This is a genomic window from Hwangdonia sp. (assembly GCF_048381975.1).
In the GTDB taxonomy this organism is placed as follows: Bacteria; Bacteroidota; Bacteroidia; order Flavobacteriales; family Flavobacteriaceae; genus Hwangdonia; species Hwangdonia seohaensis.
Window position 1 is genome coordinate 45,987 of the sequence record NZ_JBLWYT010000012.1, and the last position, 12,500, is coordinate 58,486.

The window sequence follows — 12,500 nt, forward strand, 5'->3', positions numbered from 1 at the left end:
AAATTATGAAAAAAGTATTAAGTAAAAAACTGGCACTATTTTGTGCGACACTATTGATTTTTTCTTGTAGTGATTTTGAAGAAATCAATAAAGATCCCTTGGCTGCCACTGCAGAACAAGTAGAGGTTGAATTTTTTATCAACAGTTCTATTGGGGCAGCACAGCAAGATCCACACATTGCAGAACGTGTATTTGTATTATATTGGAAGGATGCTTCAAGAACCTCAAGGTTAGGCGTTCTTTCTGAAGGTGGTTCAAACGATGGATGGACTAACGATTACTTTAATGGTTACATATCTAAATGGCTATTAAACATCACGACTGCCATTACTGTTGCAGAAGAAAAAATTGCAACAGGAAATGTTAAGGAATATACCGAGAATTTATTGCACATTGCTAGAATTTGGAGAGTCTATATTATGAGCGAAATGACCGATGGTTTTGGTCCAATTCCCATAAATGGTTTTCAAGGTGAAAATCCAGACTATAATAGTGTAGAAGATGTATATCTTTTTATGCTATCGGAATTAAAAGATGCCGTTAGTAAGATAGACGCTTCAAACACATTTAAACCAGATGCAGATTTAGATCAAGCTTTTGGCTTCGATTACACAAAATGGAAACAGTATGGAAACTCTATGAGAATGCGTTTAGCTATGCGTTTATCGGAAGTGGCACCTGCTGTAGCACAACAACATTTTGAAGAAGCTGCCAACAGCGGCCTAATTATTGCCACACCTGCTGATGACATGAGAGTTATCGAAACTGGTGGCTGGAGCAGTTTTACCAATGTACAATCGAGAGAATGGAATAGCCATTATATGACTGCTGCTTACAGAAACACAGTGGTTGGTTTAGGTGGTGTAACATCTGTAGCTCAGTTGCCTGTTGACGATCAAATTAATATTAAACCCGCAAATTATATGGGGTTAAAATACGATGATCACTTTACACAACTTACAAACGACCCAGCTAAAGGTTTCTGGTTTGATGGTTTACCAAACACTATTGACCCGAGAGCTTATAAAACTTATCCAATTCCTGGAAATCTTGACGATGAGCAGTATAGCAACTTCCCAACTTGGGGTAATGGCCATACGGTAACTGAAAGAAATTTATTGGATGATAACGGAGATGTTTTACAAACTTTAGATTGCGCCTTTACGTATAATGCATTTGCCGCAGGCGACTGGGGCGATGTAGGTGCTAAGAACCAATTACGATCTTCTGGAACTTACCCACGCTTAGGACTTGATTTTAGAGGCAAAGGCAGATTCACTGAGCGTGTCTTTTTCCCATCTTGGGAAACACACTTCTTAATAGCTGAAGCAGCAGCAAGAAATTGGTCAACACCAATAAGTGGTAAAGAAGCTTACGAAACTGGAATTGCACATAGTTTTGAGTATTATGGCCTTTCGGAACATGTAGCTACTTACATTGCTTCTGAAGATTACAACAACGCCGGAACATCAGTAAGTTGGGATCATACCGCAGAGCCTCCTGCTAGCGTAACTATGGATTACATAGACGGTTATACAGGTGCAGCTGGAACTTTTGAATATACGTACCCAAATAATACTATTTATAAAGGAGGAACCGTTAAAAACGACCTTTTAAATAAAATTATTACGCAAAAATTCATAGCTTCTCAAGCGTGGATACCTCTAGAAATTTGGAATGACCATAGAAGATTGGGCTTACCATTCTTTGAAAACCCTGCGATTGAAAATCCAATTCCGGATTTACCACAGTTGAATGCTGGAAACGTAATGACAAACCAGGTAAATTTCTTTGGACAACGCATGAAATACCCTTCTTCTTTTGTTAACAATGTACCTGCTGGTCATGCACAAGCTGTACAATTACTAGGAGGCCCCGACACCGTACATACACCATTGTGGTGGGCTCAACAAAATTAGATTGCAGTATTAAAAAGTAAATTTGTTAAAAGGGAGAATCTTATAGATTCTCCCTTTTTATTTTTTATATTTATCATTAAAATAAATTATTAAAAAGTAGTGCTTTGAAAAAAATTTTTCTCTATACCGTCCTAAGTTTTATTCTTGTTAATTGCAACCAAAACAAATCATATAAAACCTTACATACCATAAAAAGTAAGCCATCAAATGGCACGACTCTTTTTTCTTTAATTCCCAACGAAAAAACAAGTTTCGATTTTCAGAATAATGTAAAAGAAACTGCAGATTTGAATTTTTTAAATTTTGGAAACATTTATAACGGCGGCGGAGTTGCTACCGCAGATTTTAATAACGATGGTTTGGTTGATGTATTTTTTGTTTCCAATCAAAATTCAAATAAGCTTTATTTAAACGAAGGCGATTTTAAATTTAAGGACATTACTGCAACATCGGGGTTAGCAGATGCAACGGGCTGGTCCAATGGGGTTTCTGTGGTCGATGTAAATAATGATGGCTGGCTGGACATATACATTTCTAAATCTGGTAGCCGGAATGAGTACGAATCAAGAGAAAACAGGCTTTATATTAATCAAAAAAATAACACCTTTATCGATCAAGCCAAAGAATGGAAAATTAACAACCCGGGGTTTAGCACCCAATCTTATTTTTTCGATTTTGATAAAGATGGCGATTTGGATATGTATCTGGTAAGTCACAGACCAGATTTTGAAAACACGGGTACCCTTAATATGCGCATAGAAAGAGATTATTCAAGATTCAGCTCCGATATCCTATACCGAAACGATGGCACGCATTTTACCGAAATTACACATCCTGCAGGCATGGTTAATAAAACGTTTGGATTGAGTGCTTCAATTGGCGATTTTAATAATGATGGTTGGCCAGACGTATATGTATGTAACGATTTCTTAACACCGGACATGCTCTATATAAACAATAAAAACGGCACGTTTACCAATGAGATTTTAGATAGGATAAAGCACACGTCATTTAGTAGTATGGGATCTGATTATGCCGATTTAAACAATGATTCCCATCCCGATTTGTTCGTATTGGAAATGGCTTCTGAAGACCACGTTCGCAGCAAGCAAAATATGGCTTCGATGAATACCGAAAATTTTTGGGCTTTAGTTAAAAACGGGTATCACCATCAATACATGGTGAACACCTTACAGCTTAATAGAGGCAATGGAAAGTTTAGCGAAATAGCACAAATAAGTGGTTTGGCCAAAACCGATTGGAGTTGGGCGCCGTTAATTGCCGACTTTGACAATGATGGATTGAAAGATATTTTTGTTTCCAATGGTATTCTAAAAGACATGGCCAATCAAGATTTTAGAACCGAATTAAGTAAAAGGTTTTCAGAAAAAAACAAACCAAGCTTTCAGGAAATTACCGATTTGCAACCCTCTACAAAACTTAGCAATTATAGTTTTAAAAACGAAGGCAACCTTAAGTTTACCAAAAATCCAGACCATTGGGGATTAAAAGAAAAAACACAATCAAACGGTGCGGCTTATGCCGATTTTGACAATGATGGCGATTTGGATTTGGTTATAAACAACATTAACGACACACCCCTACTTTACCAAAACAACGACACAAATAATTTTATACAAATTAAATTAAATGGTGATGCCAAAAATAAATTCGCCATTGGCACTAAAGTAACCATAACGGCAAACAACATCAAGCAGTATCAAGAATTATATACCAGCAGAGGATTTATATCATCTGTACAAAATATTGTGAATTTTGGTGTAGGCGATGCTACAAATATCGATGAGATTTTAATTGAATGGCCAAATCAAAACGTTACCAAACTCACCAATGTAAAAGCCAATCAAATAATTTCGGTCAATCAGGAAAGCGGCAAGCCGCTAGAAAACAAGAATCTAGAGAAAATTGAAACGTTCTTAAAAAGCGGCAACCCTTCGGAACAAGGTATCGTTTATAAACACAACGAAAACGAATTTGACGACTTTAAAGAACAAATCCTATTACCGCACAGTCAATCTACCAATGGGCCATTTATAGATAAGGCCGATGTAAACGGCGATGGATTAGAAGATTTTTTTATTGGTGGCGCTAAAGACCAAAGTGGAGAATTATATATTCAGAATGACGACGGAACCTTCAAAAAACAAACTGCAACGGTTTGGCAAAATGATAAGCAATACGAAGATTTGGGTGTGCTTTTTATCGATATAGACAATGATGATGACTTCGACCTTTATGTTGTTAGTGGCGGTGCCGAATTTGAAGAAAACAGCAGCCTTTACCAAGATAGGGTTTATATAAACGACGGCAAGGGCAACTTTAGCAAAGGCGAAAACATACTGCCAAAAATAAATGCTAGCGGACAGGTTGTAAGAGCTTCGGATATTGATAATGATGGCGATTTAGACCTCTTTGTTGGCGGTCGTGTGATACCCAATAAATACCCCTATGCGCCCGAATCGTATATATTAATAAACGAAAACGGTAGGTTTCACAACAAAACCGCATCAATAGCCCCTGCCATAAAAAACGTTGGCCTTGTTACGGATGCGATATTTACGGATTTTGACAACGACAATGATAACGACCTAATTGTTGTGGGCGAATGGATGCCAATTACCATATTTGAAAACAACAACGGAAAGTTTACACCTGTGGTTAACAATTCATTAAAAAACACCGAAGGTCTTTGGTTTAGTATCAAAGGAACCGATATTGACGACGATGGCGACATGGATTATTTTGTTGGCAATTTAGGATTAAACACCAAATACAAAGCCAGCACAGAAAAACCGTTCCATGTGTTTTGCGATGATTTTGATAATTCCGGAACTTTCGATATTGTATTAACTTCAAACTACAAAGGCACTTTGGTACCATCGAGAGGGCGCGAATGTTCGTCGCAACAAATGCCTTTTATAAAAGATAAATTCCCCACGTTTTATGAATTTGCCGAAGCTACTTTAGAGGACATCTACGGTAAAGAAGCATTAGATAAAGCGCTGCACCTTAAAGTCCACATGCTAAACAGCGTGTTTTTGGAAAACAATGGCGATGGCAGTTTTAACATTAAAAGCCTTCCGAAAATGTTGCAAATTGCACCAATTATGGATTTTGAGTTTGTTGATATCAATAATGATAATCGCAAAGAGATAATTGCTGTTGGCAACCATTACTTTGCCGAGGTTGAAACGGTGCGCTACGATGCGTCGTTGGGCAGTGTTTTATCCTATAAAGATAAAGGCTTTGAAGTGTTAGACCTGAAAGAAACAGGTTTTGTCAATGAAGGAAACTCAAAAGACATTATCACAATAAACAAAAAAAATGACACCATATTGCTAATCACAAATAACAATGATAAAGTTAATGTGTTCAACGTTCAAAAATGATCAATAACACGTCTTTTGTAACATTACAAATAACGGATGCTTTGCCATGAAAACGAGTTTCATCAAATTTAAAAACAAGGTAAAAGCGACTATTCCGTTAAAATATCACGTTATATTTTGGCTTAGCTATTTTGTTTTCAATGTTATCCGCTGGGGCAGCTATAATGACGATTTTATATATTCCATAAAATCCAATCTTGTAGAATTTCCCATTCATATTGTATTGGTTTATTTAAATATTTATTACCTCATTCCCAAATTCATTTTAAAGGGCAAATACTTTACTTTTATACTAAGCCTGTTCATCGCACTGCTTTTGGCCTATTTTTCGAGGCTGGGTTTAAATTTAGCTTTTGTATCGGACGAGATTTGGTCTGGTGGCGTGTATACCTCCATGCCCAATCAATCGATGTTTAATCACTTTATAGCAGAATTTATAGGTCAGATTTACGTGATTGCGTTTGCTACGGCCATAAAAATCATCGTGGAATGGAGTATTGAAAAAAAGAGAAACGAAAAGCTTTCGCAATTACAATTAAGCACCGAGCTAAAGTTTTTACGAACCCAAGTACAACCCCATTTTTTCTTTAATACCCTAAATAACCTTTACGCGCTATCACTTAACAAATCCAGTAGTTTGCCGCGGTTAATCTTAAAATTATCCAACATGATGGAGTATGTGCTTTATGATGTAACCGATTCCAAAGCGGATTTACTTGAAGAAATAAGCCATATAAACAATTACATAGATATTGAAAACCTTAGATTTAAAGACAGAATTGACACAGAATTGCTTATTACAGGCGACTTAGAAGATGTTAAAGTACCGCCATTATTGTTTATTACCTTTGTTGAAAACTGTTTTAAGCACGGTTTAAAAGGCAACGATAAAATTTCGATAAAAATGAGCTTTGAAATGGTTAATAAAAAATACCTCGAATTTAAAATTTCAAATAATTTTAATCCGTTGTTAATTAATGATGAAAAAAAAGGAATAGGAATCTCCAATTCGTTAAGACGATTAAAACTCTTATTCGCGAAAGATTTTGTGTTACAGCCCAGTGTTAATAACGATGTTTATAGTCTCTTTTTAAAAATTCCGGTAAAATGAAAATTAAATGCGTTATAATAGATGATGAACCTTTGGCAATAAGTGTTATAGAAAATCATTTAAAAAATTTCGACAATATTGAAGTTGTAGAAACCTTTAGCAATCCGGTAAAGGCTTTCGGGGTTTTGCAGCAAGAAAAAATCGATCTTGTTTTTTTAGACATCAATATGCCACAAATGACCGGTTTTACTTTTATTGAAAACTTAAATGTGAAACCCTTAATAGTAATAACCACAGCTTACCGCGAATACGCCGTAAAAAGTTTTGAGTTGGATGTGTTGGACTATCTAGTGAAACCCATACCCTTCAATCGTTTTTTAAAAACCATAAATAAGGTATATCAGCACGCCTATACCAATGCGCCCACTGGAGATGCTGCATTAAATCAAGAACCTCATATTTTTTTAAAAGTTGATAAAAAATTGATTAAGGTTAACCTCAACGATATTTTATTTATAGAAAGCTTGAAGGATTATATTAAAATCGCAACAACGCTGGGAGATTACGTAGTGCACAAGTCGCTAACGGCTATTTCGGAGGAGTTGCCACAATCAAATTTTATACGCGTGCATCGCTCCTATAATATATCGATAAATAAAATCGCTGCTTTAGAAGGCAATACCATTGAAATTGCAGGCCGAAGAATTCCAATAGGAAGAAACTACTTAAAGCAAACCAAAGAACGCATTTTTAACATTAAAGAAGGTAACGAAAGCTAAGATATGGATGTTAAACAAAGAATTGAATCCGTAGATATTCTTAGAGGATTTACCATTGCCGCAATGATTTTAGTAAACACTCCCGGAACATGGAGTAAGGTATATGCTCCGTTGCTTCATGCCAATTGGCACGGGTTAACGCCAACAGATTTAATATTTCCGTTCTTTTTGTTCATTGTCGGGATTTCAATTTCGTTTGCTTACAAAAACAAGCCAAATAAGGCGAATACTTATAAAAAGATTATCATCCGTAGTTTAAAACTCATTGGTCTCGGGTTATTTTTAGGGCTGTTTTTACCCTATCCGCCGTTTGTTAAGGATTTTGAAATTTTAAGATTCCCTGGCGTTTTACAACGAATTGGTGTTGTGTTTTTAGTTTCCGCGGTTTTATTTATGAATTGCAATTGGAAAACCTTACTAACCATCGGGCTATCCATTTTAATCGGGTATTGGCTACTCTTGGGGTTTGTGCCATTACCAGATGGCACGCTGCCAACCTTTGATAGAGCACCAAACAATTGGGCAAATTATATCGATTTAAACGTTCTGGGAAAACACATGTGGAAACCAGATTACGACCCCGAGGGTATTTTAAGCACCTTACCCGCTGTTGCAACCTGCATTTCTGGTATTTTAGTAGGCCGCATCCTTGCAAAGACGAATTTTAACAAATTGGCTTATTTGGTAATAACCGCTGTATTATTATTAGTATCCGGTTATGTTTTTAGCATTTGGTTCCCCATAAACAAGGCTATTTGGAGTAGTAGTTTTGTATTGGTTACCAGTGGTTGGGCAACTTTAATTCTAGCTTTTATTTACTATTTAACCGATGTGTTACAATTTAAAATCGGTACTGTTTTTAAGTATGTGGGCTCCAATGCCATTACTATATTTTTCTTGTCTAGTTTTGTGTCGAAATGTTTTTATTTAATAAAAGTAACCCCAGAACAAAGCATACACTCTTGGTTGTACCATACCATTTATGTTCAACCTTTTTTAGCCGATAAGCTGTCATCCTTACTTTATGCCCTAAGCGTGGTGCTATTTTACATGGCATTGGGGTATGTTTTGTACAAGAAAAAGATATTTATAAAGGTTTAAATAAACGTGCATTAAATTAAAAAAAAGAGCTGCAATTTCTTGCAGCTTCTCATTTCAAAAAAAAGTATGCAGTTCCCTGCAAACCTTTTTATTGATTAATAGCTATAGTTAGACCCTGTGTTTTTTAAGAAGTCACATGTGGTTATATCGCTAACACTTCAAAAAAAAACTAATGCTTTCTCTTTAATTTTTTTAAATTTAAGCTAAGATTTTCCTAGTATCCTGAACATGCCCGTTCCGCAAGTAGGACATTTACCTTTCATAGCATTTCTACCGTTTTTCATGGTTACTTCCGCAGCATCCTTAATTTCTTTTTTTTCTTTACATTTTACGCAATATCCTTCCATAATATTTTAGTTTTTTGGTTTTGTTAAACTTTAATCTTCTTAAAGATAAACTATATCCAGGGTGGGAGCAAATAAAAAGATAACAATTTTCTTACTATTTACAGCTTCATTTAAAAGCTAATTTGCTATTCAATCGCTTTTTGAAAACCTGTGGAAAATTTAATATCATCAATTCCCAATTTCCGTACCTATTAAAACAACACAAAATATTCTGTTGGCTTTACATTTATCTCTATTTAATAGATGCTTTTTTATTTAAACTATTGGCATGAAGACCAAACGCTTTATGAAGTTTTTCTACGGTTAAAGGTTTATTTATATAGCCCGAACATAAAGGATGGCTCTCCGCTTGGTTAATATCGATTAAACTCGTGGATGAAGAAAGCATAAATATTTTAAGATTTTGTGATTCTAAAAAATCTAGTTTGCTAAGCTTATCGAGAAACTGGAAACCATTACACTCCGGCATATTAACGTCTAAAATTAAAACATTTGGCCTTGTTAAATGATTTAGGTTGTTTGGGTGCAAAGAGACATTTAGATACTTAAGAGCCGATAAAGGGTTTTTAAAATATATAACCCTTATGTTTTCGTTATACCTTTCTATTATTCTCTGGTTGATAAATAAATCGATTCTACAGTCATCAACTAACATTATGTTTTTAATTGGTATCATTCTTTTTTGACTTTGTTTAATTTTATTTTAAAGCAAGTCCCCTCATTAACCTTACTAGTTACTTTTATTTTTCCATTCAAATCTTCGGTAATGTTTTTAACAATATATAGCCCAAGTCCAGAACCCGGAACATCTTCAATGTTTTCCCTGAAATACAAATTAAATACTTTTGATAAGTTCTTTTTTAAAATACCAATACCGTTGTCCCTTATTTTAATTTTAATGGCATTTGGAGTTTCTTTAACCTCAATTGCTATGATTGATTTTTCTTGACGATTCTTTGAAACTGTATATATAATGGCATTTTGAACTAAGTTTTGAAATAAAGAATAGATTAACTCAACACTTGAATAATATTGAATGGTATCAGAAATATCAATTTTAAATTCAATGGTATTGTAACCCTCCAACCCTTTAAGTGATTTTAAAACATCTCCTACTATTTTTTTGAAATCGATAAAAACGGAGTCCTTCTTTTTATCTGAAATCTCTGAGGCCCGCATTAATTTATCAATCATCTTTTTGCCTCTGTCCAGGGTAATATCAAGCATTGATGTTAAATTTGACACAGACTCATTTAAATCTTCTTCTTTAATGAGGTTTAGGAGTCCTTCGGCAGAAGATAATGGCGCTTTTAAATCGTGTGCAGATCTATACAGAAACAACTCTAATTCCTTTGTTTTGCTTTTTAAACAATTCTCTGTTTTTTTTCGGTTAGTTATGTCGAGCATCATGGCACAATAAAAATTTGAGCCTCCATTTTCCCAATTACTAATTGCGAACTCTACCGGAAATTCCGTACCGTTTTTTTTCAGGCATTTCATTTCAACCGTATCGCTCGATTTAAAATCTTCAAGTTTTTTTACCGCGTTTATCAATTCAAGCACACTGGTTTTTCTATTCTTGCTGGCAATTAATTTTGTTAAATACTCGCCTTTTATTTCGCTTTCTTTATATCCAAAGGCAAGTTCAGCACCTTTATTCCACTCGGTAATTTTCCCTTCCCCATCAACAACTACAACCATACCAACTTCCATCGATTGAAAAATAGCATGGTACTTTGCTTCATTCTCCATTAATTCTTGTTTAAGCTCACTAACACCTTTCACTTCTTGAGTAGACACAGTGGCAGAAATAACAACGCCTCTGTTATTTAGAACAGGCCCAATTTGCGATACAAAAATGGCATTTACGCCGTTAGAATTGATACCTATAGTTTCAAATTGATCTGGTTTCGCAGTATTGAAAACATTATTTATAATTTTTTTGACCTTGTTGTGAAAAATGGGGTTTATAAAACTGTATAAATTACATCCTGCAATTTCTTTCTCACATAGTTTTCCAAAACCTTGATTTGAGTTTACAATTTCAGCAAAAGCATTAATTGTAAGTACCGAATTGGAAATACTATCATAATAGGTTTTATCTGGGGTTTTGCTGCCTACAATGTTTAAGTTAACATCATATTTTGGTTTTACATTAAAATAAAAAGCAACAAACTTATCTATGTCCCCTTCGGCATTTCTTCCGGGAATTATAGTTGTGTCTACCCGATACAGTTTGCCCGAACTTGAATAATCGGTGAGTATTCCTTTCCAAATTCTCCCACTCCTTATCACAGTCCATAAGTCCTTATAAATTGGATTAGCATGTCGTTCAGATTTTAAAATTACATTTAATTCTCCTATGATTCTTTTATGTGGAATTTCAATTAACTCAGAAAACTTATCGTTGGCATAAATAGTTCTTCCAATGATATCAATTATAGAAATACTCGTATCGTTGGTTAAAAATTGTTCTAATATATTTTCTGGGTTTTCTCGCCAGATTTGTTGTTTCATTAATTTCATAACATTTTTGGTTTTGATTTAAAGTAACAATCAAAGACTTTACTAATATTGTTTATGCATGTTGTTTAATTCTTCTTTCGTGATGTCCTGGTTTGGTTTAGAAACATTTAAATACATGGTCACAAAACTTTCAATGTTACCTTCAACATCTACTAATGGCACAATTGTGGTTTCCAGCCAAAAGGAATCCCCGGTTTTTGTTTTATTTTTCAAAGTTCCTTTCCAAACCTGACCTCTTTCTATAGTTTCCCATAAATTTTCACAACAAGGGTCTTTGTAATTATCCTGATTGAACAGGCAATTCACCGCTCCCAAAAGTTCATTTTCATTACAACCCGTTATTCTACAAAAACGATCATTAGCGTAAACGGTTTTCCCAAATTTATCAGAGACCGAAATGGCTACATTGCCTTTTATGAATTTTAAAATGGCTATCTCTGGATTTATACGCCACATATAATGTTTATTTGCCTGCATCGAATATCTTTTTTGAGTTGATTGAATAGGCTAATGCTTCGTCAAAATCATTGAATATTTTAAATGGTGTATGGGGCTCAAAAATTCTTTTATAAGTGCTTATTAATAATTTTGTTTTAATGGAATTAATTACGAACGCTTCAGAAATTCTTACTTTATTTAAAGCAGGACTACTAGCGAGCAATTTGGCTGCCTCTGCGCTAAAATCGCCTTGATTGTCTCTTAAGTCAATTAAAAAAGGCATGGGCTTATCTTCTGCCAATGTAGAAATGGCTTGCTTATACTTTTCGGCGACATCTACCCCTAAAGTGAGATAATGCCTTGTATTGTTGAATGCGCAAAACAGAACGCCATGAGAATTTGTCCAAAACTTGGCTCTACTAACTTTAATTGATTTTTTTGTACAACCCATTAAGAACATGCATTAAAAGTTTGGTTAGTTTCTAACGAATAGGCAATGGCCCGTTCGTAATTCCTAAATATTTTATTAGGAATTATAGGGTCGTGAATCCGTCTTAATACAACAAGTATAAATTGTACATAATAGGAGTTCACCACGAAAGATTTTGACAGTAAAGCAGATTTAAGTTTGGTATTGTTTGCTATAATTGTAGTTACCGAAAAGGCTTCTTTTTCTTTTAAATCCCTAAGATCTATAAGCAATGGTAGGTAGCTGCCACCAGATAATGTGTTAATGGCATTTATATATTCTTCAAGAAAATCCTCGCTAAACTCCTTTGTACAATTGCCTTTTATAAATTTGCAAAAAAGAATTCCTTCTTCTAACCAAAATTTAGCTTTATTACATTCTATTTGATTGCTCATAACTGTTGTTCAATTAAAAACTGAATAACAACTCACATGCCAAAGCCATCTGAAACCTACACAAT

11 protein-coding genes are annotated in these 12,500 nt (G+C 34.7%); 5 read left to right on the plus strand and 6 right to left on the minus strand.

Annotated elements, in window-relative coordinates:
- Positions 1-5 precede the first annotated feature (5 nt).
- The 5 genes from ACN5J7_RS15965 to ACN5J7_RS15985 all read left to right on the plus strand — a co-directional run bounded on the left by ACN5J7_RS15965 (position 6) and on the right by ACN5J7_RS15985 (position 8,260).
- On the plus strand, positions 6-1,919 hold the full coding sequence (locus tag ACN5J7_RS15965; RefSeq protein ID WP_418604663.1) for a SusD/RagB family nutrient-binding outer membrane lipoprotein: 1,914 nt from the start codon (positions 6-8) through the stop codon (positions 1,917-1,919).
- Between the two features lie 104 nt (positions 1,920-2,023).
- Positions 2,024-5,329, plus strand: a complete 3,306-nt coding sequence (locus ACN5J7_RS15970) for a VCBS repeat-containing protein (protein WP_311935327.1) — start codon at positions 2,024-2,026, stop codon at positions 5,327-5,329.
- Positions 5,330-5,375: 46 nt separating this feature from the next.
- A complete protein-coding gene (locus ACN5J7_RS15975; RefSeq protein ID WP_311935329.1) occupies positions 5,376-6,440 on the plus strand; it encodes a sensor histidine kinase in 1,065 nt (354 codons plus the stop codon).
- The gene (locus ACN5J7_RS15980; RefSeq protein WP_311935331.1) at positions 6,437-7,159 is read left to right on the plus strand and encodes a LytTR family DNA-binding domain-containing protein; all 723 of its coding nucleotides are present in this window, start codon (positions 6,437-6,439) and stop codon (positions 7,157-7,159) included. The genes ACN5J7_RS15975 and ACN5J7_RS15980 overlap by 4 nt, the downstream gene beginning before the upstream one ends.
- A 3-nt stretch (positions 7,160-7,162) precedes the next feature.
- Complete coding sequence (locus ACN5J7_RS15985) at positions 7,163-8,260, plus strand: acyltransferase family protein (RefSeq protein ID WP_418604664.1); 1,098 nt, start codon at positions 7,163-7,165, stop codon at positions 8,258-8,260.
- A 203-nt stretch (positions 8,261-8,463) separates the two neighbouring features.
- Here the strand turns inward: ACN5J7_RS15985 and ACN5J7_RS15990 are convergent, their stop codons facing one another.
- From ACN5J7_RS15990 to ACN5J7_RS16015, 6 genes are all read right to left on the minus strand, one after another.
- Positions 8,464-8,607, minus strand: a complete 144-nt coding sequence (locus tag ACN5J7_RS15990) for a DUF5679 domain-containing protein (protein ID WP_311935334.1) — start codon at positions 8,605-8,607, stop codon at positions 8,464-8,466.
- 232 nt (positions 8,608-8,839) lie between these two features.
- Complete coding sequence (locus ACN5J7_RS15995; RefSeq protein ID WP_311935336.1) at positions 8,840-9,283, minus strand: response regulator; 444 nt, start codon at positions 9,281-9,283, stop codon at positions 8,840-8,842.
- On the minus strand, positions 9,280-11,124 hold the full coding sequence (locus ACN5J7_RS16000; RefSeq protein ID WP_418604665.1) for a PAS domain-containing sensor histidine kinase: 1,845 nt from the start codon (positions 11,122-11,124) through the stop codon (positions 9,280-9,282). Before ACN5J7_RS16000 ends, ACN5J7_RS15995 begins: the two co-directional genes overlap by 4 nt.
- A 51-nt stretch (positions 11,125-11,175) precedes the next feature.
- Positions 11,176-11,610, minus strand: coding sequence for a PAS domain-containing protein (locus tag ACN5J7_RS16005; RefSeq protein ID WP_418604666.1), 435 nt, complete (start codon positions 11,608-11,610; stop codon positions 11,176-11,178).
- Positions 11,597-12,022 (minus strand): hypothetical protein, encoded by a 426-nt coding sequence (locus ACN5J7_RS16010; protein ID WP_418604667.1) that lies wholly within the window; start codon positions 12,020-12,022, stop codon positions 11,597-11,599. Before ACN5J7_RS16010 ends, ACN5J7_RS16005 begins: the two co-directional genes overlap by 14 nt.
- Positions 12,022-12,435, minus strand: a complete 414-nt coding sequence (locus tag ACN5J7_RS16015; RefSeq protein WP_311935343.1) for a hypothetical protein — start codon at positions 12,433-12,435, stop codon at positions 12,022-12,024. The genes ACN5J7_RS16010 and ACN5J7_RS16015 overlap by 1 nt, the downstream gene beginning before the upstream one ends.
- Positions 12,436-12,500: the final 65 nt, after the last annotated feature.